This is a genomic window from Pseudoduganella sp. R-31, assembly GCF_049913235.1.
Taxonomy (GTDB): Bacteria; Pseudomonadota; Gammaproteobacteria; order Burkholderiales; family Burkholderiaceae_D; genus Rugamonas.
Map to the genome: position 1 here is coordinate 1,375,223 of NZ_CP183986.1, position 23,365 is coordinate 1,398,587.

Consider the following 23,365-nt stretch of genomic DNA (forward strand, 5'->3'; position numbering starts at 1 on the left):
GTAAACCGGTGTCAGACCCGCAGGGTCTGACACCTAAGACGCAGCCGCTGCTGGCAACGTGTCTGACCCTGTGGGTCAGACACGGTTTTGCCGGTTTTAAGCTAGAATCAGTTGTTACATTTTTGGACTAATCCATGAAAATCGCCTTCCTCGCCGACCCGCTGTCCAGCTTCAAGATCTACAAGGACTCCACCTTCGCCATGATGGCCGAGGCGGCGCGCCGGGGACATGAGGTGTATGCCTTCCAGCAGCGCCACATGGCGCTCAAGGAGGGCAAGGTTACGGCCCATGTCTCGCGCATCGAGCTGACCGGCGACCAGCACGACTGGTACAAGGCGGCGCCTTCGGAAGACACCAGCCTGGCCGCCTTCGACGCGGTGATCCAGCGCAAGGACCCGCCGTTCGACATGGAGTACGTCTACGGCACCTACCTGCTGCAGTTGGCGGAACAACAGGGCGCAAAGGTCTTCAACAAGCCGTCCGCCATCCGCGACCACAATGAGAAGCTGTCGATCGCGCAGTTCTCGCAGTTCACCGCGCCAACCCTGGTGACCAGCGACGAAACCCGACTGCGCGACTTCCAGGCCGAACACGGCGACGTGATCCTGAAACCGCTGGATGGCATGGGCGGCGCCGGCATCTTCCGCATCAAGGCTGACGGCCTGAACCTGGGCTCCATCATCGAGACCCTGACCCAGCATGGCGCGCGCACCATCATGGCGCAGCGCTACATCCCCGACATCGTCAAGGGCGACAAGCGCATCCTGCTGATCGACGGCAAACCGGTGCCTTACTGCCTGGCGCGCATCCCGCAGGCGGGCGAAGTGCGCGGCAACCTGGCTGCCGGCGGTACCGGCGTGGCCCAGCCGCTGTCGCAGCGCGACCGCGAAATCGCCGAGGCCCTGGGCCCGGAATTGGCTTCGCGCGGCCTCTTGCTGGTAGGATTAGACGTGATCGGCGATTACCTCACCGAGGTGAACGTCACCAGCCCGACCTGCTTCCAGGAGATCACCCAGCAGACCGGCTTCCAGGTAGCGTCCATGTTCATCGATGCGGTGGAAGCCCGGGCAGGCAAGCAAGGATAAACATGGTAGGGATTTTATTGATGACACACGCGCCGCTGGGCCAGGCTTTCCTGGCCGCCGCAGCGCATGTGTTCCGGGCCCCGGTTGAAAAACTGGAGGCGATCGACGTGGTGGCGGACCAGGACCTGAACGAAGTGCAGCAGCTGGCGCGCGAAGCCATCAAGCGTCTCGACACGGGCGCCGGTGTGCTAGTGATGACCGATATCAAGGGCGGCACGCCCGCCAATTGCTGTAACAAGCTGGCCGATGCGGGCCAGGTCGAGGTGGTTGCGGGCATCAGCCTTCCCATGCTGCTGCGCGCCATCACCTACCGTACCGATACGCTGGACGTAGTAGTGGAAATGGCCCTGGCCGGTGCGCAGAATGGCGCGGTCAAGGTCGATAACCGTATCCGAGTCAATTAAACAAACAAAACATGATTCAGCAAGAACTTGAAATTATCAACAAGCTCGGATTGCATGCACGTGCTTCTGCAAAATTCACCCAACTGGCAGCCAAATTCCAGAGCGATGTCTGGCTGTCGCGTAACGGCCGCCGCATCAACGCCAAGTCCATCATGGGCGTGATGATGCTGGCTGCCGGCAAGGGCGCCAAAGTCCTGCTGGAAGCAGACGGCGCCGATGAACAGGATTGCATCAACGCCCTGGCCGCACTGGTCAACGACAAGTTCGGCGAAGGCGAGTAAATGCGGGACGGCAGCCCGATGGCATCGTTCTCCCTTCACGGAATTCCGGTTTCGCGAGGCATCGCGATCGGCCGCGCGCACATCCTTGCGCCGGCGGCGCTCGATGTAAAGCACTATCTGATCTCCGAGGAGAACGTGGAAGCGGAAGTGAAGCGCCTGCAGCAGGCGCTGGCTGCCGTGCACCGCGAGCTGCAGACGTTGTGGAACGAGCTGCCGAAGGATGCCCCGACCGAGCTGGGTGCCTTCATCGACGTGCATGCGCTGATCCTGTCGGACCCGATGATCTCCGAGGCGCCGCTGGATATCATCCGCAGCCGCCACTACAACGCCGAATGGGCGCTGTTGACCCAGATCGACGAGCTGTCGGCCCAATTCGACGAAATCGAAGACCCTTACCTGCGGGAACGCAAGGCCGATATCCAGCAAGTGGCCGAGCGGGTGCTGAAAGTGTTGATGGGCAGCGAACCGCTGCTGCCAATGCAGGCCGAGCTCGAAGGCGATGAATTCCTGGCCAAGATGATCGTGGTGGCCCACGATATCTCGCCGGCCGACATGCTCAAGTTCCGCGACCGTTCCTTCATCGGCTTTGTGACCGATGTCGGCGGCCAGAATTCGCACACCGCCATCGTGGCCCGGTCGCTAGACATTCCGGCGGCGGTCGGCATGTCGCAGGCATCGACCCTGATCCAGCAGGACGACTGGGTGATCATCGACGGCGATGCCGGCGTGGTGATCGTCACCCCGAGCGCGCAAGTGCTGGAACAGTACCGCGAGCGCCAACTGGCCGCGATGCGCGCCCGCAAGAAGCTGGGCAAGCTGAAAAAGACCCCGGCCGTTACCAGGGACGGCACGCAGATCGCGCTGATGGCGAACATCGAGTTGCCGGAAGACTGCGAGCACGCGATGGAGTCGGGCGCCAACGGCGTTGGCCTGTTCCGTTCCGAATTCCTGTTCATGGGCCGCGATGGCGACATGCCATCCGAGAACGAACAATACGAGCAGTACACCAAGGCAGTGCTGGCCATGAAGGGGCGTCCGGTGACCATCCGCACGCTCGATATCGGCGCCGACAAGCCGCTGGACCAGATGGAGCACACCGCGCTCAATCCGGCATTGGGCTTGCGCGCCATCCGCTACTGCCTGGCCGAGCCGCAAATTTTCCTGACCCAGTTGCGCGCCATCCTGCGCGCCTCGGTGCATGGCAAGGTGCGCATCCTGATCCCGATGATGGCGCATGCCTTCGAGATCGACCAGTCGCTGGCCATGATCAAACGCGCCAAGGCGCAGCTGGACGAGGCGGGGGAGAAGTACGATCCTGAAGTGCGGGTCGGCGCCATGATCGAAATCCCGGCGGCCGCGCTGGCGCTGCCGATGTTCGTCAAGAAGATGGACTTCCTGTCCATCGGCACCAATGACCTGATCCAGTACACGCTGGCGATCGACCGCGTCGATTATGAAGTGGCGCACCTGTACGACCCGCTGCATCCAGCCATCCTGCAGCTGATTGCGATGACGATCGCTGCCGGCAGCAAGGCCGGCATCGAAGTGGCCGTATGCGGCGAGATGGCGGGCGACAGCAAGATGACCCGCCTGCTGCTGGGCATGGGCTTGCGCGAGTTCTCGATGCACCCGTCGCAGCTCCTGGCGGTCAAGCAGGAAATCCTGAACAGCGACCTGGAACAGATTGCGCCGCAAATGCGCAAGATCATGCGCAGCATGGACCCCGAAACGATTGCCGACGCAGTCAACGCCCTGCAAGCCCTGTAACACCAACTTTTTTACAACCGGATTCACATGCCTTCGATTGGAATCGTCTCGCCGCAGACCATGCACTTTGCGGAACCCCTTCAGCTACAGAGCGGAGCGTCCCTGCGCGACTACATGCTGATGTACGAGACCTATGGCACGCTGAATGCGGACAAGTCCAATGCGGTATTGGTGTGCCACGCGCTGAATGCTTCGCACCACGTGGCCGGCTACTACGCGGATAACCCGAAGAACGTCGGCTGGTGGGACAATATGGTCGGTCCGGGCAAGCCCCTCGATACCGACAAATTCTTCGTCATCGGCGTCAACAACCTCGGTTCCTGCTTCGGCTCGACCGGACCGATGCACGTCAATCCTGAAACCGGCAAGCCATACGGCGCCGCCTTCCCGGTGGTGACGGTGGAAGACTGGGTCGCCGCGCAGGCGCGCCTGGCCGACCAGCTGGGCATCCAGCAGTTCGCCGCCGTGATGGGCGGTTCCCTTGGCGGCATGCAGGCCCTGGCCTGGTCCATCATGTACCCTGAGCGCCTGCGCCACTGCCTGGTGATCGCTTCCACGCCAAAGCTGTCGGCGCAAAACATTGCCTTCAACGACGTAGCGCGCCAGGCCATCCTGTCCGATCCGGATTACCACGGCGGCGATTTCTACGAACACAGCGTAGTACCCAAGAACGGCTTGAAAGTGGCGCGCATGATCGGCCACATCACCTATCTGTCGGACGACGACATGGCCGAGAAATTCGGCCGCAAGCTGCGCGACATCGCGGCCAGCGGCGGCGACTACAAGTTCGGCTTCGGCATCGACTTCGAGATCGAATCCTACTTGCGCTACCAGGGCGACAAGTTCGCCGAGTACTTCGATGCCAATACCTACCTGCTGATCACCAAGGCGCTCGACTACTTCGACCCGGCGCGCAAGTTCGACGGCGACCTGACCAGGACATTGGCGGGCACCAGAGCCAAGTTTTTCCTCGCCTCCTTCACCACGGACTGGCGTTTCTCGCCGGAGCGCAGCCGCGAGATCGTGCAGGCCTTGCTCGCCAACCGCCGCGAGGTGACCTACGCCGAAATCGATGCGCCGCACGGCCACGACGCCTTCCTGCTCGAAGATTCGCGCTACATGAACATGGTGCGCGCCTACTACGAGCAAGTGTGGAAAGAAACGAACAAGGAACAAGCAGCATGACTTTCGATGACCTGAGCAGCGCCCGTCCAGACCTGGCCTTCATTGCGCACTGGGTGCGCGAAGGCGCCCACGTGCTCGACGTGGGCTGCGGCGACGGCGTGATGATGGATTACCTGCAGACCGACAAGCGCTGCACCGGCTACGGCCTGGAGCTGGCGGACGACCAGGTGCTGGCGTCGACCCAGCGCGGCGTGCGCGTGATCCAGCAGGACTTCGAAAACGGCCTGGGCATCTTCGGCGACAACTCCTTCGATACGGTGTTGTGCCTGTCCTCGCTGCAGATGATGAAGCACGTGGAAGACCTGCTGCGCGACATCGTGCGCGTGGGCCGCGAAGCCATCGTGTCCTTCCCTAATTTCGCCTACTGGCCGCACCGCGTGGCGCTGCTGAAAGGCCGCATGCCGGTCTCCAAGTCGCTGCCGTACCAGTGGCACGACACGCCGAACGTGCGCTGCGCTACCATCTACGACTTCCAGGAGCTGGCGGAAGAAGTGGGGCTGGAAGTGATCGAATGCGTGGCGCTGGCCGAGGGCAAAACCGTCTCGGTACTGCCTAACTTGCGCGGCGACCTCGCCGTGTTCCGTCTCCGGAAAAAGCAATCCAGTTAAGCTGTGTTATCTTAAAGCCATGAAGAAGTTCAAGTTCACTCTTATCGCGCTGGCGCTGGCCGCCAGCGCCGCCTCGTCCGCGCAGGCGCCTGCGCCGATGAACCCCAAAGCTGACGGCATTCCCGTCACCAAGCTTTCGCGCCTGCGCGTCTTCGCTGATGAGCAGGAAATGGACCAGCAGTCCAAGCTGCAGTACTCCCAACTGCTGAATGAAGCCAAGCAGAAGGAAGCGCTGGTACCGGAATCCGACCCGCAGGTGAAGCGACTGCGCGCTATTGCCGCGCGCATCGTGCCCAATGCACAGCGCTGGAATCCGTCCGCCGCCAACTGGCAATGGGAAGTCAACCTGCTCAACTCCGACCAGGTCAATGCTTTCTGCATGCCGGGCGGCCGCATCGCCTTCTTCACCGGCATCCTCACTAAACTGAACCTGACCGATGACGAAGTGGCGATGGTGATGGGCCATGAAATTGCCCACGCGCTGCGCGAGCACGCCCGCAAGCGTGCCGTGCAATCGACCGCCGTGTCGCTGGCCAGCAAGCTGGGTGGTGCGGTGCTGTCGTCCTACCTCGGCATCGACCCGCGCATCACCGACGCCGGCGCCAATGTGGCCGGCCAGCTGACCGTGATGAAGTTCTCGCGCGGGGATGAAACGGAGTCCGACCTGGTAGGCATCGACCTGGCCGCCCGCGCCGGTTTCGACCCGCGCGCAGGCATCGCGCTGTGGCAGAAAATGGGCGCCGTCAATGCGCAGCAGCCGATGGAATTCCTGTCTACCCACCCAAGCGGCAATTCGCGCATCCAGGACATGCAGAAGCAGATGCCCCTCGTGTTGCCGGTGTATGCCCGCGTGCGCGGCCTGGACGTGAACAAGCTGCCGCCTTACCAGACTTCCCCGCTGCCGAAGTCCTGAGATGTCCCGCCCGAAGCAAGCCTCGGGCGCGCCGCCATTGCCGATGCGCGATGGCGTCACGCCCAGCTACCTGTGGCTGCCGGAGGGGGACTGGCCGGACATGATCACCTTCATGTCCGCCAACTATCCCGCCGTGACCGATGCCCAGTGGCGTGAGCGCATGGCGCGCGGCGACGTGGTGGATGGCAAGGGCGTGCCTGTGCAGCCGTCATCGCGCTATGTGCGCGGAGCGCGTATCTGGTACTACCGCGAGCTGGATTACGAATTCCCGATTCCGTTTGAAGAGGAAGTGCTGCACCAGGACGAGCATATCGTGGTGGTCGACAAGCCGCACTTCCTGCCGACGATCCCGTCCGGCCGCTTCGTGAAAGAGACTTTGCTGGTGCGCGTGCGCCGCAAGCTGGGCATCGAAGACCTGGTGCCGATCCATCGGCTCGACCGCGAAACGGCGGGGCTGGTGATCTTCTCCTGCAATGCGCGCAGCCGCGGCGATTACCAGTCGCTGTTCCAGAAGCGGCTGGTGCAAAAGGAATATGAAGCGCTGGCAGGGCCGTTGGCGGGCCGCGAATTCCCTTTCGTTTACCGCAGCCGCATGGTGGACGGCGACAAGTTCTTCACCATGAAGGAAGAAGCGGGCGAGCCGAATTCGGAAACCATGATCGACGTAATCGAACAGCGCGGCGAGCATGTGCTGTACCGCCTCTGGCCGCACACCGGCCGCCAGCACCAATTGCGTGTGCACCTGTCTTCGCTGGGGATCCCGATCGTGAACGACGTCTTCTATCCCGTCGCACTGCCGTGCAAGCAGGACGACGTGTCTTCGCCACTGAAGCTGCTGGCCAAGGCGATCGGTTTCCCCGATCCCCTGACAGGCGAGTGGCGTTACTTCGAGAGCAAACGCACTCTTTGAGCAAGCTCCTTGCCTTCCTGCGACAGGAAGGGCGCCAGCTTCGCGTAGCTGATCTCAATGGTCTCGTTACAGTCGCGATGGAAATGCGGGTAATCGAGGTCGAAACTCAGGCCTGTTGCGCTTGGGCGCGATGGAATGATGGACGGCTCCAGCCTGTCGCAGACGCTGGCTTTCTTCATGATCAGCTTGCGCAGAGGTTCTTCAATCTCGCCGCTTTCGGCCAGCCAACTTGAAGGTTCGACCGTCTCGCCAGTGGCCAGGTCGAAGATCAGCGTGGAGTGGGACGAAGTGGTATGCGGGCCGCCGCAATAGACGTCGGGCGCATCGACGTTCACGAGCAGGTAGTTGGCCAGCACTTTGCCGGCAGTCAGGTTGTCCTGCCAGCCGCCGCCACCATTGCGTTCGCAGAAATTGGCCTGGGTGATGCGCTCTTCCTCCCAGCGTGCGACGTAGTCGTTAATCTTGCGCAGCGCTCACTGCTGCCGACCAGATTAAAGCTCTCGCCAAGCGGGGAGTGGGAGATGCGCAGCGCCAATTTGCCGATTTTCCCATTGCTGTAGCGCGGCTTGTTGGCAGCAGCGATCGGTGCGTAGAAATCCGGACTGCAATCGCCGCCTGCCAGTGCGGAAAGGCGCGACAACTGTATCGGCATGCCTTTGTCATTGCCTGCGCCTATCCATTCGCCGGTCAATTGCGTGGCCGTGACGCTGGTAATTTTCCATTTGCCAGTGGCCTTGCCCTGTACCTCTTCATTCCAGGAATCGGCCTCTCCTTCCGCCTTTTCAAGCGGAATGCCGTGCAGGTGCTTCAGGTAGAAGTAATGCGAATCAGAATCGGTAAAGCAGGCGTTGATTCCACTGTTGCCGATTTTCCCGGTCCAGGCGCCATGGATCGGCAGGGCATCGCCTGCGTGGGCCGCACTGGCCGCCAGCAGTGCGAGGGCTGCAAATTGTTTCATTCAGTCCTTAGCCGAACATGTAGCGAACCAGCAGGCCGATAGGGAACCACATGCCGAACTGGATTGCGAGGGCGATGAACAAGGCCTGGTTCGATGGGCGCAGGCCGCCTGCGGCACCTTCCGAAATCGTGCGCGTCATCGCTGCATGGGCGACTTCGCGCAGCGTCATGCCGGTGGTGGCCACTTCGGTAATGGTTTCGGCCAGGGGGATGCGCGAAGTCAGGCTGGCCAGCAGCCATGGCAGCGGTTTGGGCAGGCCGGATTGCAGGTTCAGGAAGCCGCGCCAGCCGCTCAGGAATTTTTCAGAGAGTGGGCGGCCCGGTTCGTAATTTACGCTGCGCAGGAAGCTCTCCAGGATTCCTGCACCCAAGCGGGCGATCAGGCCCGACTGGCTTTCCACGACGCGCGCCAGGATGCCCTGCAAGCCAAGCTTATACGCCATCATGCCGGTCATGCCGACCGCGATCATGAAGGGCGCTGCGACGAATGCAGCGTAGATCATTGCCGAGCCATGGCTGCTACCGAGTTCGCTGCGGAACAACAGCGTGACCCCCAGTGCGTTGACGATCACCGCAGCAAGCACGGCCAGCACGGTGCGCACGATGCCGGCACCGGCGCCACGGGTGACATCGCCCGCCAGCTGCTTGGCGAGGGCGATCTTGTCGATACTGCTGTTTTCTTCGTTTGACGGTGTCAGGACTTGATTCATGGCCAGCGCAATAGTTGTTTAAAGTTTGGCATTTTAAACAACTAGGGCGGGAATCGGCGCTTTTATTGGATTCAGTGCGCCGGTGCGGATTTTGGACTGTAGCTCGAGCCGGGAGGAGCCCAGAACAGCGGGCCTTTCGGGGAGATTTGCAGGTTGTCGCTCAGACCCTGCTTTTTCAGCTCCCGGCGCAAGCCTTCCACGCCGTCATCGCTCTCGATGATGAAGGCTTCGTCGATCACGTCGCCGTAGTGGCGGTTGGTGGTTTCGATCGCCAGTTCGACCAGGTCGCCGTCGGCTTCAATGCTCCACAGGTGCACGTCTTCGTCTTCGGCGAAAGTCTTGAAGCGCCAGGTGCCTTTGTCCGTCTGCACGAACTGGATCGTGTCGAATTGCTGGTCGGTGGCTTCGGTTTCTTCGTCGTTGATAAAGCTGCTCTTGATGGTCAGCAGGAACAGGACTAATACGCTTTTCATGGGGTCGCCGTTTTGTGCAGGTAATACGCCATTGTAAGGGAGAGGCTCGCGTACGCGCATTTACTAGCGCCTGCCGGACCTGTCAACCCCATATTCCTGCTAGTTATCGGCGAAGCGCCATCTCCATAAACTTCATTCCGTCGACACACACAACGTAGCGACAGCAGCAAACCAAACCACTATTAACTTTATGGAGAAATAAAATGACCCGTATCCTGAACCTGCAAGCCATGACCTCCTATCGCCCAATCGACGAAGACGGCGGCAGCACCTCCAGCGGCAACGGCTGCGCATGCTCGACCGCCAGCGCTGCCCTGTGCTTCATGGGCGACGAAGTGGTTGCCATCTAAGGCAAGCGTCGACCACCGGCAGGCAGTGGCGCGGACGTCGCGCCGCTGTCTGCGCCATACAGGAGAGAACCATGTCCCGCATCCTCAACCTCCAGGGCTTGTCGATCAAAACAGGTCTCGACGAAGACTCCAGCAGCACCAGCAGCAATCAGTGCTGCGCCTGCTCGACCCCGAGCGAATGCGCCTGCTTCATGGGCGAAGAATTCATCGCACTCTGAGCAATCCCGGCAAGGCGGCGCGAGGCCGCCGATAGCATTTTCCTCTTCCCAATCATCTTCAGCTTGGTAGGCACAACATGTCAGAATTCGTAATCAAGGACAAATTCATTTATTCGCTGGCGGACAAGAGATACTATGAAACGCTGACACGCTACCAGGCGCAGCACGACGACTTCTGCCTTGGCCTGAAGCGCCGCCTGCCGCAGGACTGGGTCATGCAGCGTCACGAGATGTGGATGCACTGCATGCCGCCGCAATACCAGTACCCCGACCAGGGCTGGAAAATCCACCTGTCGGCCACTCCCGCGCACGCACCGGCGATCCTGAATACTGCCGCCGCCATCCTGGTCCAGGCGAATGTGCCGTTCAAGTTCGTCGCCGACAAAATGCTGCTGAGCCTGTCGCTTGGCAAGCGCTGGTCGCGCGGCGCGGCAGGCAAGTTCATGGCCATCTATCCCAAGGACGCCGAGCAATGCGAGCGCCTGCTCGAAGCGCTGCACCAGGCTACCATCGGCTTCCACGGCCCCTACATCCTGTCCGATCGCCGCTACAAGGACAGCAAGGTGGTGTACTACCGCTACGGCGGCCTGCGCAGCACGCGCCGCATCGGCACCGACGGCAGCAAGACCCACGTCATCCTCGACCAGGACGGCAACTATGTGCGCGATGAGCGCACGCCATTCTTCAACCTGCCGGCAGGCGTGGTCGATCCGTTCCAGCAGGACCAGCACATGCAGGACGGCGGCGAAGAAGGTACGCTGAAGAAGGGCCGCTACAAGATCGACTCCGTGCTGGCCTACAGCAATTCCGGCGGCGTTTACCTGGCCACCGACCGCGTCGACGGGCAGCGCGTGGTGATCAAGGAAGCACGCCCCTTCACCAATGTCTCGACGCGCGGCCTGGACGCGGTGCAGTTGCTGAAAAAAGAGCACCGCATCCTGAGCTGCCTGAACGGGCTCGATATCGCGCCGCAGACGGTGGACTTCTTCTTCGACTGGGAGCACGCCTACCTGGTTGAAACCTATCTCGACGGCGCGCGCGACTTCCGCAGCTATATGGGCGCGGTGTCGCTCAGCCTGCGCACGCGGCCGGAGCCGGACGCCGGCCAGAAATTCTTCACGCGCTTTTGCGAAGTATTCCGCCAGCTGACGGCCATCGTGCAGGAACTGCATCGTCGCCACATCGTATTCGGCGACCTGTCGATGGCCAATGTGATGATCAGCGCACAGCCGGACAGCGACGCCATCAAGGTGCGCCTGATCGACTTCGAAGGGGCGCACGAAGCCCAGGTCGACCTGGCCGCCCACTTGTTCACGCCCGGCTTCTCGCCGGACGAATTCGGCTCGCGCGGCGTCACCTCGTCGGATGACGACCTGTACGCGCTGGGCGCACTGATGATGGCCGGCCTGTTCCCCATGAATATGCTGTTGACCCTGGACCGCAGCGCCCATAAGCGCTTCCTCGACGCCATGAGCGCCGACTTCGGCTTGCCCGCCCGCCTGCGCCAGGTGATCGAGGGCTTGATGTCGCCGCGCGACCAGCGGCCGGCGCTGGCGGAAGTGGCGCAGGCGCTGGTCGAGCCGTACAGCCTGCCGGCGCCGGTGATCCGCAGCGATGCCTTCAGCACGGAAGGCGCGCACGCCATGCTCGAGCAGATGATGCGCTATATCGATTCCACCGCCGACTTCGAGCGCTATGACCGCCTGTTCCCGGCCGATCCGGAAGTGTTTTCCTCCAACCCGCTCAGCCTGGCGCATGGCGCCTGCGGCATCGCCCTGGTGCAGCACCGCGTGCGCGGCAGGGTGGACAGCGCGGTCCTGGACTGGATCAAGCGCATCCCGCTCAAGCGCGACGCCTACTCGCCCGGCCTGTACAGCGGCCTGAGCGGCATTGCCTGGTTCTGGCTGGAACTGGGCGAGGAAGAGCGGGCGCGCGCCACCCTGGCGCTGGCTGAACAGCATCCTTACCTCAAGCAAAGTGCCGACGTCTACCATGGCGCCGCCGGCTGGGGCATGACGCAGCTGCATTTCTTCGAGCACTTCCGCGAGCCGCAGTACCTGGCGGCAGCGGTCAGCGCCGGCGAATACCTGTTGCAAAGCCGGGAGGCCATGGCGGAAGGACAGTGTGCCTGGCGCACCCCGCTTGGCCTGTCCGCCAGCTATGCGCACGGGGCGGCCGGCATCAGCGCCTTCCTGCTGTACCTGCACCTGGCCACCGGGCGCGCCGACTTCCTGCAGGCGGGCGAGGAAGGGCTAGCCTGGGTCATCGCCGGCGGCGTCGGCAATGAAGATGGCGGCCTGAGCTGGCTGGCGCGCGACACCACGCCCTCGCTGACGCCGTACTGGCGCTGGGGCAGTTCGGGCATTGCCCGCACCTTGCTGCGCTACTGGCACGTCACCGGCAAGGAAGAGTATGCCGCCATCATCGACCGCGCCATCATCGATGCCGACCGCAAGTATGCGATCTACCCGGGCTATTTCTTCGGCCTGGCCGGCATTGCCGAGCTGTTCCTCGACCTGACCCGCTTCGAACGCTGGCGCGAGCAGGCCGAGAGCAGCGTGGCGCGCCTGTTCTCGGGCGTCATGCTGTACGCCCTGGAAGAAGAGGCCGGCACGGCCTTCCCCGGCGAATCGCTGGGCCGCATCAGCTGCGATTTCGGCACCGGCAGCGCCGGCACCGCGCTGGTCCTGCACCGCCACCTGACGCGCTGCGGCCCATCGCTGACGGTGGACAGCCTGCTGCCCGGCTGGCCTGCAGAAGACCGTTAATCCCTCAACCGCAGGCCGCTGGTCGGCCTGCCAGTTTTTCGGAAGACAATCATGGATATCAAGACTGAGCAAGCGCCGGGCGTGATGGCGACCCTGAAACAGATGCTGCCCTTTGGCCGGCGCTTTGCCTGGCGCATTATGCTGAGCCTGCTACTCATCCTGCTGGCGGGCGCCATCCAGCTCACGCTGCCGCTTGGCATCCGGCACCTGTTCGACCAGCTGGTGACCACGCAAGACCGCTCTGGCCTGCACGTGCTGTCGATCTTGCTGGTCGGGGTGTTCGTGCTGCGTGCCGGCCTGGCGTTCTGGGGCCAGTACCTGTTGCAGCTGACGGGCGACAAGATCACCAACGACATCCGGGTTGCCCTGCTGCGGCATTACCAGCGGCTGCCGATCGCTTACCACCACCGCAACCGGATCGGCGAATTCATCTCGCGCCTGTACAGCGACGCCCCGGAAATCCGCAACGTGGTCACCAACCTGACCGTCAACGGCACCATCAACCTGGCCCAGCTGGTGGGCGCCAGCGTGGTGATGCTGTACATGAACTGGCGGCTCGGACTGGTGGTGCTGGCGCTGTGCCCGGCCACCACGGTGGTGGCCAACCTGTACGGCCCGTATTTCCGCCAGGTCTCGGCGCAGATCAAGGCATCGTTGTCGGGCGCAGTGGCGTATGCCCAGGAAACCGTGGCAGGCACGCATGTGGTGCGCATCTTCGGCGCCGACGGACGCGACGTGGCGCGCTTTGCCGACCAGATGGACGGCCACCTGGAGATGGCCGGCAAGGGGCGGCGCGCCGATGCCAGCTATATGGCGATCGTGACCCTGCTGACCGTGGTCTCGACCATCGTCCTGTTCTGGTATGGCGCCACCGAGGTGCTGGCCAGCCGCATGACGGTCGGTTCGCTGGTGGCCTTCTTCCTGTATTCCCAAGGCGTCAACCAGAGCATTACCGTGCTGGCGCAGCAGTATTCCACGATCAACCAGTCGCTGGGCGCCTCGGCCAGGGTGTTCGAACTGCTGGCCGAGCCGACCGAAACGGAAGACCCTTGGCAGGGCCAGCAGTTCACCGCGCGCCGCGCCACCATCGAGTTCAAGGACGTGAGTTTCCGCTACCACGATTCGGTGCCGGTGCTGGAGAAGGTGAGCTTCCGCGCCCTGCCGGGCCAGACGGTGGCGCTGCATGGCCGCAGCGGCATCGGCAAATCGTCGCTACTGGGCTTGCTGCCGCGCTTTTATGCGCCAACCTCCGGCACCATCTGCATCAACGGCATCGACATCACGCAATATTCGCTGGCGTCGCTGCGCTCGGCCATTTCGATGGTGTCGCAGGACGTGTTCCTGTTCTCCAGTTCGGTACGCGAAAACATCCGCTATGGCCGGCCGGATGCCACCGATGCCGAGGTGGAGCAGGCGGCGCGCGCCGCCAACGCACACGACTTCATCCGCGGCCTGAAGGATGGCTATGACACGGCAGTCGGCGAGCGCGGCGTGCAGCTCAGCGGCGGCCAGCGGCAGCGCATTGCCATCGCCCGTGCGCTGCTGCGCGATGCGCCGATCCTGATCCTGGACGAGGCCACCTCCGCTGTCGATGGCGAGACCGATGCCCTGATCCATGCGGCGCTGGAGCGCCTGACGGCCAACCGCACCACGCTGGTGGTGGCGCACCGCATGAGCACCGTCGAGCGCGCCGACGCCGTGGTGCACCTGGAAGCCGCGGCCGGCATGCAGTTCAGCCGTGAAGCCGCCTGACCCTGAAAGGACGCCATGAAGCTGATCGCCATCCTCACCCTTGCTGCCGGCCTGCAGGCGCCGGCCGGCGCCGCGCCGGGCGTGCAGCCGGGCGCCTCGATCGAGGGCATTACCGAATACCGCCTGGAGAATGGCTTGCGGGTGCTGCTGGCGCCGGATCCGTCGCGGCCGACCGTGACCACCAATATCGTCTACCAGGTAGGTTCGCGCCATGAAAACTACGGCGAAACCGGCATGGCCCATCTGCTGGAACACTTGCTGTTCCGGCCTTCGCAGAAGTTCAGCGGCAAGGACGGCGTGCCGACGCCGCTGCAACTGCTGAACGGCATGGGCGCCCGCTTCAATGGCAGCACCTGGTACGACCGCACCAGCTACCACGCCACATTTCCCGCCGGCGGCAGCAACCTGGCGCGCATGCTGGAACTGGAAGCGGACCGTATGAGCGGTGCCGCCATCGCCCGCGACGACCTGTGGAACCCGCACACCGGCAAGGGGGAAATGACGGTGGTGCGCAACGAATTCGAACTGGCCGAGAGCGACCCGTTGCGGGTTACCGGCGAACGGGTGCGGGCCGTGGCCTACGACTGGCATAACTATGGCAAGGCGGCAATCGGCGCCCGCTCCGATATCGAACAGGTCGACATCGAGCGCCTGCGCGCCTTCTACCAGCGCTACTACCAACCGGACAATGCGGTGCTGGTGGTGGCCGGGCAGTTCGAGGAAAAGGCCGCGTTGCAGCAGGTGCGGGCGGCGTTTGGCGCGATCCCGCGCCCGGCCCGCACCCTGCCTGCCACTTATACGGTGGAACCGGCCCAGGACGGCGAGCGCAGCGTGACAGTGCGGCGCAGCGGCGGCGTGCAGCTGGTCAGCGCCGGCTACCACATCGCGCCGGCCGGCCACAGCGACGGGGCTGCGCTGGAAGTCTTGCTGCGCATCCTGGCCGACGCGCCGGGAGGCCGCCTGCACCAGGCACTGGTGGCCGGAGGCCTGGCCACCAGGCTGCAGCTGGTGGACAGCGCGACGCGCGAGCCCGGCTTCCTGCAGCTCGGGGCGGTGGTGGCCAAGGATGCCGCCCTCGAGCCGGCCCAGGAGGCGCTGCTGCGTGTGCTGGAAGGCATGCGCGAGCGGCCCGTGACGGCAGCCGAGGTGGCGCGCGCGCGCCAGCAATTGCTGAAAGGTTTCGAGCAGACATCGGCCGACAGTGCGCGCCTGTCGCTGGCCTTGACCGATGCCTTGGCAGCCGGCGACTGGCGCCTGTTCTTCCTGCAGCGCGACCGCATCGCCAGGGTCGATGCCGCTGCGGTGCAGGCGGTGGCAGAGAAATACTTCAGGCCCAGCAACCGGACGCTGGGCCGCTTCATTCCCACCGAACAGCCGGAGCGGGTCCAAGTGCCTGCCAGTGCCGCGCTGGAAGCGGCGCTCGAGCACTACCACGGGCGCGCTGCCGTGCGCCAGGGGGAAGCGTTCGAGGCCAGCCCGGCTGCCATCGAAGCCCGGGTGGAGCGGCTGGCGCTGGCGAACGGCATGCAGGTGGCGCTGTTGGCCAAAGCCAGCAAGGGCGGCACGGTGCACCTCGCGCTGAAGCTGCGCCTGGGCAGCGAAGCCAGCCTGCATGGCAAGAGCGAGGTCGGACCGTTCGCGGCTGCCTTGCTGGCCATGGGCACCCAGTCGACTTCGCGCCAGCAGTTGCGCGACGCGCTGGATGCCTTGCAGGCGACCGTGAGCTTCCAGGGCGGCGCCGACAGCGCCAGCGTGTCCGTGCAGACCGTGCGCGAGCACCTGCCGGCCGTACTGGCGCTGGTGGCCGAGCAGTTGCAGCGCCCGGCCTACCCCGAGCAGGAATTCCTGCAGTACCAGCGCGAACGCGTGGCGCGTACCGAGCAGGCTGCAAGCGAACCGCAAGCCCTGGCGGCCAATGCCTTCCAGCGCCTGCTCAATCCCTTTCCGCCGGGCCACCCGCTGCACACGCCGGCCCTGCCGGACAGCGCGGCGGCGCAGAAGACCGTCACGCTGGAGCAGGTGCGCGCGTTCCACCGCCAGTTGTACGGCGCGCAGGATGCGACGCTGGCGGCGGTGGGCGATTTTGATGCGGCGCAGCTGAAGGAGCAGCTGGCGGCGCTGTTCGGCAACTGGCGCTCGGCCCAGCCTTATGCCAGGATGGCGCGCGCCTACCAGGCGGTGCCCGGTGCGCGGCGCCAGATCGACACGCCGGACAAGGCCAGCAGCGTAGTGATGGCGGCCTATCCCTTGGCCATGCGCGATGACGATGCGGCATTCCCGGCCATGCTGATAGCCAACTATATGCTGGGCGGCGGCGTCATGCGCAGCCGCCTGGCCGACCGCCTGCGCCACGCGGAGGGCCTGTCCTACACGGTCGGGTCGCAGCTGCTGGTGCCGGCGCGCGACGGCGCCGCGCTATGGCTGGCGACGGCCAGCAGTGCGCCGCAAAACAGCGGCAAGGTGGAAGTGGCCTTGCTGGAAGAACTGGGCCGCGCGGCGCGGCAGGGCTTCACGCAGGCCGAACTGGACGCCGCCAAGCTCGCCTGGGCCCAGGCCCGCCAGGTGGCGCGCAATGCGGATGCGGGCCTGGCCGGCATGCTGTCGGAATACCTGTCGCTGGGACGCACCATGGAATTCGACCGGGCGCTGGAAGCGCGCGTGGCCGGGCTGGCACTGGATGAAGTCAACCAGGCGGCGGCGCGGCTGCCGGCAGCGGACAGCCTGGCCGTGGTGAAGGCGGGCGACTTTCGTCCTTCAATGCTGGCGCAGCGCGCGCAGGGAAGCGGCAACGTCAACCCATAAGGCCACTGCCGTTTCGACCCCGACCTCGCGCGGCGGGGCGAAACGGCGCAGCACCAGGCCGGCCTGGCGCAGCATGCGCTCGACGGCCGTGGTGGTCACCGTCACATACTGTGCGATGCCCTGGCGCTCGCCAAAGGCGATGACCTCGCGGATCGACTGCAGCGTATGCGCGGAAAAGCCGAAGCCCGCCGCACCTTCTCCCTCCATCACGAAACGGCTGAGCTCCCAGACCTGCGGATCGTTCGGCGCCGCCTGGCCGCCCAGCAGCTCGGCAAACACATCCTTCAACATATACGGGCCATCGGTCGGCAGCAGGCGCCAGCAGCCGCACAGCAGGCCGCCTTCTTCGCGCAACAGCATGTAGTGGGGATCGATGGCGTCGAAGCCGTCGATCTCCATGCCCCCCAGCACGGAGACATCCCAGCCGCGGCGTTCGCGGAAGGCGCGGGCACGCATCTGGTGCATGGCGACCAGGGTCGATTTCGGAAAGGCACGGCGGGCGGCGATTTCGATTTGCAGCGGCATCTCTGGCTCCTTTGGTTGAAGTGACAGGACCATTTTTATGCGCGTCGCATACGGCGGGAACTAGCAGATCTGCTAGTTCCCTCGGTTCGTTGACAAAAAGCTACATTGGTGATTGAATGTTGGTATTGCTTAAATAATAATCTCTATTTTCAATTGGCAAGCTGGGTGCGGACGAAGGGGAGGCAAGGTGCTGGAACTGGACCAACTGCACACGTTGATGGAGGCGCAAAGCGATACGCAATGGGCGCAAGCCCTGGCTGAGCTTGCAGCCCAACTGGGTTTTGAATATTCCTTGTTCGGCGTGGTGCCCAACAAGGCGCAGCCGCTGGAATCGGCTTTTCTTGTGAGCAATTACCCAAGCGAATGGCGCGCCGCCTACGACAAGCTGCAGCTGCATGCGGTGGATCCGACGGTCAGCCATTGCCTTGGCAGCGGCTTGCCCATCATCTGGCAGCCGGCCAGTTTCCAGGGCGAGCGCCAGCAGCAGTTCTACGAGCAGGCGGCCAGTTATGGCTTGCGCTCAGGCGTGACCCTGCCGGTGCACGGACGCTCCGGCGAATTCGGCATGCTGAGTTTCGTCAGCGACCAGCAGCAGCGCACGGCCGGCGCCGGCCAGCTCGATACGCTGGCCAGCCTGTCCCTGATCCGCGACTACGCCCAGGAATCGGCGCGCAAGTTCACGTCGGCCAAGGGCGCGCCGGCGCCGGCGGTCAAGCTGACGGCGCGCGAGCTCGAATGCCTGAAGTGGGTGGCGGCCGGCAAGTCATCGTGGGAAGTGTCACGCATCCTGGGCCGCTCGGAAGCCACCGTCAACTTCCACCTTGCGAACATCATGCGCAAGTTCGATGTCAGCACGCGCCAGCAGGCCATTGTCAAATCCATCGCGGCCGGCCTGGTCACGCCCGAATAAGGCGGCGCGGCGGCGCGCGGCTGCCAGGTCGATTTCGCTGATGTGCATGTCCAGGTAGAGCGACAGCAGGATCGCCAGCGGGGCTGGCACCCAACTGCCTTGTTCGATGCGGCTGCCTTGCGACTGGGTGACGCCGAACTGGGCCCAGAACTCGCCTTGGGTTTCGCGCCGGGATAAACGCAGCCAGCGCAATTGCTCACTGACGGCGCGCCTTGCCAGCCGCGCGGGAATTCGGCTCATAGGGGTGATGTTCCTGAAGGGATCGGGGTTCAAGCTTAGCACCGGCGGCCGCGCCGTCGAGCTAGCAGATCTGCTAGTTCCCGCCGTATGCATGGTGCATAAAAATGAAGGCTCTTCGATCCCACCACAAGGAGCCATCATGCAGCTGAACATCGAAATCGCGGAACGCAACGCCTTCCTGCAGTCGGACCTGTTTGCCATGCACCGCCTGCGCGCCAAGGTATTCAGCGAGCGCATGGGCTGGAAGGTGCCGGTCCTGAGCGGCATGGAAATCGACGGCTACGATGCGATGGACCCTTACTACATGATGATGCGCGAGGAGGGCGGCATGCTGCGCGGCTGCTGGCGCCTGCTGCCGACCACAGGTCCGTATATGCTGAAGGACACCTTCCCGGAGTTCCTGCATGGCCAGCCGGCGCCGGAAGACCCGCAGGTCTGGGAGCTGAGCCGCTTCGCGGTCGAGGCCGACGGCGTATCGAGCTTCGGATTTTCCGCCATGACCATGCAGTCGATCGCCGAGATCATCCGCTACGGCCACCGGCACGGCGTGTCCCAGTATGTCACCGTGACGGCCACGGCGATCGAGCGCATGCTGCGCCGCGCCGGCCTGGTCACCCGCCGCCTTGGCGCTCCCCTCACCATGGGGCGCGAGAGCGCGGTCGCCATCTACGTCGACATCGAAGCGTCGATGGAATCGCTTGGCCTGGCGCGCACCACCTTGCTGAACTAGCAGATCTGCCAGTGGCGCCGGCAGCGGCGCCGCCCCTACACTGTGGCGACCATTTCCAAGTACCGCTCCATGACGAATTTCGACAAGAAGCCCATTGCCGCGGCAGTGGGCATGGCCATGCTGTGCCAGCTGGGCACAGCCGCTGCGCAGGAGGTGCCGCTCGGCGCCGATCCCAATTCGCGTTCGGCGTTTGACACCAAGATGTACCGGGTGGAAGTCAAGACCCGCCCGCAAAGCGACCTTGACCTGCGCCGCAACGCTACGGTGGCCAGGCAGACTTTTGGCCGCGAGGAGATCGACAAGTTCGGCGACAACAGCCTGAATGAGGTGGTGCGCCGCCTGCCCGGCGTGGATATCCAGAACGGCCAGCCGCGCCTGCGCGGCCTGGGCGCCGGCTATACCCAGATCCTGCTCAATGGCGAGCCGGCGCCCAACGGCTTCTCGCTGGAGCAGCTCAACCCGGCGCAGGTGGAGCGCATCGACATCCAGAAGGCCGCCACCGCCGACCAGAGTGCGCAGTCCATGGCCGGCAGCATCAATATCGTGCTGCGCAGCGTGCCGAAAAAAGTCCAGCAAAGCGTGCGCATCGGCATGGCCTACGGTGTCGAGCATCCCACGCCCAATGCCAGCGCCCTGTATAGCGCGCGGGCCGGCGACCTGTCCTATTCGCTGCCGCTGTCGGCCTACGAATACCATGGCCGGGCCGACATGCGGGCCAGCCGGCTGGTGCCGCAAGCCGGCGCCGACACCGGCTTCGCGCGCCAGCTGGCCGCCCAAGATATGTGGGGCCACAGCGTCAACACCTCGCCGCAGCTGAACTGGCGCATCGACGAAGAGCAGGGCCTGAACCTGCAAGCCTTGCTGCAGCGCTCCGACTGGCACAGCAAGGTGCAGTTCGATAACCTGGCGGCCAGTTCGCCGGCGCTGTTCGAGGACCCCAGCCGGAATTCGGGCAGTTCCCGCAACCATCGCCTCAGCGGCCAGTGGCAGCGGCGTTTTGCTGCCGACCGCAAGCTGGAGCTGAAATTTACCGGTGGCGAGGCTGCCAATGATTTCGACAACCAGACTTTCCGCGCGGGCCAGCCCTACCGCCGCAGCGTGGGCGACAGCCGCGACCGCAGTTTCACCCAGTCGGGCAAGGTCGGCCAGCTGGTGGGGGAGCAGCACCGGCTGTCGGCCGGCTGGGAACTGGAGACCAGGCGCCGCGACGATGAGCGCCGCATCACCGTGCTCGGGGCCGACCAGTTGCCGGGGATCGACGGCTTGCCGCTGTCAGCCCGCATCAGGCGGCAAGCCTGGTACCTGCAGGACGAGTGGGAACTGTCCGAACAGTGGCTGCTGTACGGCGGCATACGGCGCGAAGCGATCACCACGCGCAGCGACACGCTGGAGCGCCCGGTACGCAACCACAGCGCGGTGCTGTCGCCTTTATTGCATATCAATTTCAAGCCCGATGCCAAGGGACGCGACGTGCTGCGCGCCAGCCTGACGCGCAGCTACAAGGCGCCGGACCTGTATGCCATGCTGGCGCGGCCCACCCTGAGCAGCATCTACCCCTTGCCGAGCCAGGGCAACGATTCGGTGGCAGCCGACCGGGTCGGCAATCCCTTGCTGCGGCCAGAACTGGCAAGCGGCCTTGACCTGGCCTACGAACACTACTTCAACGGAGGAGGCTTGTTCAGCATTGGCGTGTTCCACCGCCGGGTGAAAGACCTGGTACGCAATGTCACCACGCTGGAAGATCCCGACTGGGCCAGCGTGCCGCGCTGGGTCAGCCGGCCCGTGAACCTGTCGCGCGCCAGCAGCAGCGGCGTCGAGCTGGAGCTGAAAGGCCCGGCGGCGCAATTGCTACCCGGATGGATCGATCCGAAGACGCGCCTCGAGCTCAGGGGGAGCGTGAACTTTTACAAGAGCAAGGTGGATGCTGTGCCTTTGCCCAACAGCCGCCTGGATGGCCAGCAGCCCTGGTCCGGCACTTTCGGCTTCGATTACCGGGCGCGCAGCCTGCCGCTGGCAGTGGGCGCCAACCTGTCTTATACGCCCGGCTATGTCACGCAGCAGACCATGTCGCAGGCGCTGGCGCTGACCCACAGCCGGGCCATCGACCTGTATGCGCAATGGACGCTGAACCCGCAAGCCAGCCTGCGCCTGGGAGCCACCAACGCTGCCTCGCAGTGGTCGGGGCGCACCACTACTTCCGAGGATGGGGCGATGCTGGAGGTGGCGAAGAAATCGCGTCCAAGCTACACCTTTGCGCTGGAAATCAAACTGTAGCCGGCCGCTGTTCAGCACCCGCAGGCGGGTTCGCGGCCGCTGGTGTGCGCGGCCTTGCGCAGCAAGCTGCCCTCTCCTGTGCCGGAGGAGAGGTAAAGACGTTCGTCGTAGCCGCAATTGTCGTCGGGGATGGCCAGCAGCAGGTCGCCCTTGCCGTCGCCATCCAGGTCGCCGGCCCAGTAGACGACGGGCGTGGTGTCGCCTTCGTAATGGCCAAGCGCGTCAACGGCGAACAGGAACTGTTTGGCGGAGTCGCCGGTAAGGTGGTAGCGCTTGCGTCCTTCGGCCGTTTTCACCCAGGACAGCACCAGCGGCTGCGCTCCTCCGGGCAAGCTCCATTTACCCAGCTTGCGCAACTTTTCGTACTGGGGGCTGCCGAAATACTGCTCGTCGTTCATCGCGTGCCAGGTGACGACCTTGCCGGGCTTGAGCGGCAGGTTGGCGAATACCGCGCGCGACTTGCCGTCGATGGCGACGCTGTCCAGGCTTTCATCTTCGTCCAGGATATTCTTGGCGCTGCCTGTGCCGACATCAACGCCGACGGGGCGCAGTTCGCATTCCAGCTTCCGGCAGAACAGTCCCAGCCAGGCCGCATTGCGCGGAATGGAATTCGGCACGAATGACCGGGTGCTGTCGATGATGACAGCCGTATCGGCCGCGCCGGCAGTGCCGGCGCAAGTGAGCAGCAAAGCGGCTAGCGAGCGTCGCATCAGGCGTGGTACTCGATGATCAGAGGTGCATGGTCGGAGAACTTTTCGTCCTTGTAGACCGACACGGTATGCGCCTTGGATGCGATGCCAGGGGTGGCGACGTGGTAGTCGATGCGCCAGCCCACGTTCTTGGCGTAGGCCTGGCCGCGGTTGGACCACCAGGTGTATTGCTCGGGGCGCTGGTCGAGGCCTCGGTGCACGTCGACGTAGCCGACTTCGTCGAACAGCCTGGTCATCCAGGCGCGTTCTTCGGGCAGGAAGCCGGAGTTCTTCAGGTTGCCCTTCCAGTTTTTCAGGTCGATCTCTTTGTGGGCGATGTTCCAGTCGCCGCAGATCACGAACTCGCGGCCTTCGGCGCGCAACTGCTGCAGGTGAGGCAGGAACAGGTCCATGAAGCGGAACTTGGCCAGCTGGCGCTCTTCCGACGAAGAGCCGGACGGGCAGTACACCGAAATAACGGTCAGGTTGCCAAAGTCGGCGCGCACGTAGCGGCCTTCGGCATCGAACTCGGGGCTGCCGAAGCCGATCATCACCCGGTCAGGCGCCACCTTGCTGTAGATGCCGGTGCCGGAATAGCCTTTCTTTTCCGCGTAGTGGAAGTGGCCGTGGTAGCCGTGCGGGTTGAGGAATTCCTCGGTCATGTCCGGCGCCTGCGCCTTCAATTCCTGCACGCAGATGATGTCGGCGTCGATCGTCCCCATCCAGTTGAAAAAGCCCTTCTTGGCGGCGGAGCGGATACCGTTCAGGTTTGCGGAAATGATTTTTGGCATAGGTGTTCCGGTTAAAATATCGG

Annotated in this window: 23 protein-coding genes and 1 pseudogene; 16 read left to right on the plus strand and 8 right to left on the minus strand. The window is 63.9% G+C overall.

Annotated elements, in window-relative coordinates:
- Positions 1-134: 134 nt before the first annotated feature.
- Genes gshB through ACN9MY_RS06325 form a run of 8 tightly spaced genes read left to right on the plus strand, consistent with a single transcriptional unit; the run spans position 135 to position 7,153 of the window.
- Positions 135-1,085, plus strand: a complete 951-nt coding sequence (gene gshB, locus ACN9MY_RS06290) for a glutathione synthase (RefSeq protein ID WP_426337005.1) — start codon at positions 135-137, stop codon at positions 1,083-1,085.
- Positions 1,086-1,087: 2 nt separating this feature from the next.
- Positions 1,088-1,489, plus strand: a complete 402-nt coding sequence (locus ACN9MY_RS06295) for a PTS sugar transporter subunit IIA (RefSeq protein ID WP_426168596.1) — start codon at positions 1,088-1,090, stop codon at positions 1,487-1,489.
- An 11-nt stretch (positions 1,490-1,500) separates the two neighbouring features.
- Positions 1,501-1,770 (plus strand): HPr family phosphocarrier protein, encoded by a 270-nt coding sequence (locus ACN9MY_RS06300; RefSeq protein ID WP_055928627.1) that lies wholly within the window; start codon positions 1,501-1,503, stop codon positions 1,768-1,770.
- An 18-nt stretch (positions 1,771-1,788) separates the two neighbouring features.
- On the plus strand, positions 1,789-3,537 hold the full coding sequence (ptsP, locus tag ACN9MY_RS06305) for a phosphoenolpyruvate--protein phosphotransferase (RefSeq protein WP_426323695.1): 1,749 nt from the start codon (positions 1,789-1,791) through the stop codon (positions 3,535-3,537).
- 27 nt (positions 3,538-3,564) lie between these two features.
- Positions 3,565-4,722: a homoserine O-succinyltransferase MetX gene (metX, locus tag ACN9MY_RS06310; RefSeq protein WP_426321167.1), complete on the plus strand. Its 1,158-nt coding sequence runs from the start codon at positions 3,565-3,567 to the stop codon at positions 4,720-4,722.
- A complete protein-coding gene (gene metW / locus ACN9MY_RS06315; protein ID WP_426168599.1) occupies positions 4,719-5,330 on the plus strand; it encodes a methionine biosynthesis protein MetW in 612 nt (203 codons plus the stop codon). Before metX ends, metW begins: the two co-directional genes overlap by 4 nt.
- Positions 5,331-5,349: 19 nt before the next feature.
- Positions 5,350-6,243, plus strand: coding sequence for a M48 family metallopeptidase (locus ACN9MY_RS06320; RefSeq protein ID WP_426168601.1), 894 nt, complete (start codon positions 5,350-5,352; stop codon positions 6,241-6,243).
- 1 nt (position 6,244) lies between these two features.
- Complete coding sequence (locus ACN9MY_RS06325) at positions 6,245-7,153, plus strand: pseudouridine synthase (RefSeq protein WP_426337006.1); 909 nt, start codon at positions 6,245-6,247, stop codon at positions 7,151-7,153.
- On the opposite strand, the gene ACN9MY_RS06330 is transcribed toward ACN9MY_RS06325, so the two are convergent.
- From ACN9MY_RS06330 to ACN9MY_RS06345, 4 genes are all read right to left on the minus strand, one after another.
- Complete coding sequence (locus ACN9MY_RS06330; protein ID WP_426321173.1) at positions 7,126-7,509, minus strand: hypothetical protein; 384 nt, start codon at positions 7,507-7,509, stop codon at positions 7,126-7,128. The genes ACN9MY_RS06325 and ACN9MY_RS06330 overlap by 28 nt on opposite strands.
- 11 nt (positions 7,510-7,520) lie before the next feature.
- Complete coding sequence (locus ACN9MY_RS06335) at positions 7,521-8,111, minus strand: hypothetical protein (RefSeq protein ID WP_426321175.1); 591 nt, start codon at positions 8,109-8,111, stop codon at positions 7,521-7,523.
- A 7-nt stretch (positions 8,112-8,118) separates the two neighbouring features.
- Positions 8,119-8,820 carry a hypothetical protein gene (locus ACN9MY_RS06340; protein WP_426321177.1) on the minus strand — a complete coding sequence of 234 codons (702 nt, stop codon included), beginning with the start codon at positions 8,818-8,820 and terminating at the stop codon, positions 8,119-8,121.
- A 71-nt stretch (positions 8,821-8,891) separates the two neighbouring features.
- Complete coding sequence (locus ACN9MY_RS06345) at positions 8,892-9,293, minus strand: hypothetical protein (protein ID WP_426337007.1); 402 nt, start codon at positions 9,291-9,293, stop codon at positions 8,892-8,894.
- 203 nt (positions 9,294-9,496) lie between these two features.
- On the opposite strand from ACN9MY_RS06345, the gene ACN9MY_RS06350 reads away from it, so the two are divergent.
- From ACN9MY_RS06350 to ACN9MY_RS06370, 5 genes are all read left to right on the plus strand, one after another.
- The gene (locus ACN9MY_RS06350) at positions 9,497-9,643 is read left to right on the plus strand and encodes a hypothetical protein (protein ID WP_426168613.1); all 147 of its coding nucleotides are present in this window, start codon (positions 9,497-9,499) and stop codon (positions 9,641-9,643) included.
- Positions 9,644-9,714: 71 nt separating this feature from the next.
- Entirely contained in the window at positions 9,715-9,861 is a 147-nt protein-coding gene (locus tag ACN9MY_RS06355; RefSeq protein ID WP_426168616.1) for a hypothetical protein, read from the plus strand.
- Between the two features lie 77 nt (positions 9,862-9,938).
- Positions 9,939-12,629, plus strand: a complete 2,691-nt coding sequence (gene lanKC, locus ACN9MY_RS06360; RefSeq protein ID WP_426337008.1) for a class III lanthionine synthetase LanKC — start codon at positions 9,939-9,941, stop codon at positions 12,627-12,629.
- A 51-nt stretch (positions 12,630-12,680) separates the two neighbouring features.
- Complete coding sequence (locus ACN9MY_RS06365; protein WP_426337009.1) at positions 12,681-14,381, plus strand: ABC transporter ATP-binding protein; 1,701 nt, start codon at positions 12,681-12,683, stop codon at positions 14,379-14,381.
- A 15-nt stretch (positions 14,382-14,396) separates the two neighbouring features.
- Complete coding sequence (locus tag ACN9MY_RS06370; RefSeq protein WP_426337010.1) at positions 14,397-17,183, plus strand: M16 family metallopeptidase; 2,787 nt, start codon at positions 14,397-14,399, stop codon at positions 17,181-17,183.
- Here ACN9MY_RS06370 and ACN9MY_RS06375 read toward each other — a convergent pair.
- A complete protein-coding gene (locus ACN9MY_RS06375) occupies positions 17,136-17,708 on the minus strand; it encodes an acyl-homoserine-lactone synthase (RefSeq protein WP_426168628.1) in 573 nt (190 codons plus the stop codon). The two genes, ACN9MY_RS06370 and ACN9MY_RS06375, sit on opposite strands and share 48 nt — an antisense overlap.
- Before the next feature lie 187 nt (positions 17,709-17,895).
- On the opposite strand from ACN9MY_RS06375, the gene ACN9MY_RS06380 reads away from it, so the two are divergent.
- Positions 17,896-18,618: a helix-turn-helix transcriptional regulator gene (locus tag ACN9MY_RS06380; protein WP_426168631.1), complete on the plus strand. Its 723-nt coding sequence runs from the start codon at positions 17,896-17,898 to the stop codon at positions 18,616-18,618.
- A 66-nt stretch (positions 18,619-18,684) separates the two neighbouring features.
- On the opposite strand, the pseudogene ACN9MY_RS06385 reads toward ACN9MY_RS06380, so the two are convergent.
- Positions 18,685-19,095: pseudogene (locus tag ACN9MY_RS06385) on the minus strand (hypothetical protein); the annotation flags it as partial.
- Between ACN9MY_RS06385 and ACN9MY_RS06390 the strand changes: the two are divergent.
- On the plus strand, positions 18,998-19,588 hold the full coding sequence (locus ACN9MY_RS06390) for an acyl-homoserine-lactone synthase (protein WP_426168634.1): 591 nt from the start codon (positions 18,998-19,000) through the stop codon (positions 19,586-19,588). The pseudogene ACN9MY_RS06385 and the gene ACN9MY_RS06390 sit on opposite strands and share 98 nt — an antisense overlap.
- 69 nt (positions 19,589-19,657) lie before the next feature.
- Positions 19,658-21,862, plus strand: coding sequence for a TonB-dependent receptor plug domain-containing protein (locus ACN9MY_RS06395; protein WP_426337011.1), 2,205 nt, complete (start codon positions 19,658-19,660; stop codon positions 21,860-21,862).
- A gap of 11 nt (positions 21,863-21,873) precedes the next feature.
- Here the strand turns inward: ACN9MY_RS06395 and ACN9MY_RS06400 are convergent, their stop codons facing one another.
- Complete coding sequence (locus ACN9MY_RS06400) at positions 21,874-22,572, minus strand: hypothetical protein (protein ID WP_426337012.1); 699 nt, start codon at positions 22,570-22,572, stop codon at positions 21,874-21,876.
- On the minus strand, positions 22,572-23,342 hold the full coding sequence (locus tag ACN9MY_RS06405) for an exodeoxyribonuclease III (RefSeq protein WP_426168645.1): 771 nt from the start codon (positions 23,340-23,342) through the stop codon (positions 22,572-22,574). The genes ACN9MY_RS06400 and ACN9MY_RS06405 overlap by 1 nt, the downstream gene beginning before the upstream one ends.
- Between the last annotated feature and the right edge of the window lie 23 nt (positions 23,343-23,365).

Bases quoted from the DNA above. Each gene is read 5' to 3' on its own strand.
- gshB (WP_426337005.1), top strand. From the start codon at position 135: ATGAAAATCGCCTTCCTCGCCGACCCGCTGTCCAGCTTCAAGATCTAC.
- ACN9MY_RS06295 (WP_426168596.1), top strand. From the start codon at position 1,088: ATGGTAGGGATTTTATTGATGACACACGCGCCGCTGGGCCAGGCTTTC.
- ACN9MY_RS06300 (WP_055928627.1), top strand. From the start codon at position 1,501: ATGATTCAGCAAGAACTTGAAATTATCAACAAGCTCGGATTGCATGCA.
- ptsP (WP_426323695.1), top strand. From the start codon at position 1,789: ATGGCATCGTTCTCCCTTCACGGAATTCCGGTTTCGCGAGGCATCGCG.
- metX (WP_426321167.1), top strand. From the start codon at position 3,565: ATGCCTTCGATTGGAATCGTCTCGCCGCAGACCATGCACTTTGCGGAA.
- metW (WP_426168599.1), top strand. From the start codon at position 4,719: ATGACTTTCGATGACCTGAGCAGCGCCCGTCCAGACCTGGCCTTCATT.
- ACN9MY_RS06320 (WP_426168601.1), top strand. From the start codon at position 5,350: ATGAAGAAGTTCAAGTTCACTCTTATCGCGCTGGCGCTGGCCGCCAGC.
- ACN9MY_RS06325 (WP_426337006.1), top strand. From the start codon at position 6,245: ATGTCCCGCCCGAAGCAAGCCTCGGGCGCGCCGCCATTGCCGATGCGC.
- ACN9MY_RS06335 (WP_426321175.1), bottom strand. From the start codon at position 8,111: ATGAAACAATTTGCAGCCCTCGCACTGCTGGCGGCCAGTGCGGCCCAC.
- ACN9MY_RS06340 (WP_426321177.1), bottom strand. From the start codon at position 8,820: ATGAATCAAGTCCTGACACCGTCAAACGAAGAAAACAGCAGTATCGAC.
- ACN9MY_RS06345 (WP_426337007.1), bottom strand. From the start codon at position 9,293: ATGAAAAGCGTATTAGTCCTGTTCCTGCTGACCATCAAGAGCAGCTTT.
- ACN9MY_RS06350 (WP_426168613.1), top strand. From the start codon at position 9,497: ATGACCCGTATCCTGAACCTGCAAGCCATGACCTCCTATCGCCCAATC.
- ACN9MY_RS06355 (WP_426168616.1), top strand. From the start codon at position 9,715: ATGTCCCGCATCCTCAACCTCCAGGGCTTGTCGATCAAAACAGGTCTC.
- lanKC (WP_426337008.1), top strand. From the start codon at position 9,939: ATGTCAGAATTCGTAATCAAGGACAAATTCATTTATTCGCTGGCGGAC.
- ACN9MY_RS06365 (WP_426337009.1), top strand. From the start codon at position 12,681: ATGGATATCAAGACTGAGCAAGCGCCGGGCGTGATGGCGACCCTGAAA.
- ACN9MY_RS06370 (WP_426337010.1), top strand. From the start codon at position 14,397: ATGAAGCTGATCGCCATCCTCACCCTTGCTGCCGGCCTGCAGGCGCCG.
- ACN9MY_RS06375 (WP_426168628.1), bottom strand. From the start codon at position 17,708: ATGCCGCTGCAAATCGAAATCGCCGCCCGCCGTGCCTTTCCGAAATCG.
- ACN9MY_RS06390 (WP_426168634.1), top strand. From the start codon at position 18,998: ATGCAGCTGAACATCGAAATCGCGGAACGCAACGCCTTCCTGCAGTCG.
- ACN9MY_RS06395 (WP_426337011.1), top strand. From the start codon at position 19,658: ATGACGAATTTCGACAAGAAGCCCATTGCCGCGGCAGTGGGCATGGCC.
- ACN9MY_RS06400 (WP_426337012.1), bottom strand. From the start codon at position 22,572: ATGCGACGCTCGCTAGCCGCTTTGCTGCTCACTTGCGCCGGCACTGCC.
- ACN9MY_RS06405 (WP_426168645.1), bottom strand. From the start codon at position 23,342: ATGCCAAAAATCATTTCCGCAAACCTGAACGGTATCCGCTCCGCCGCC.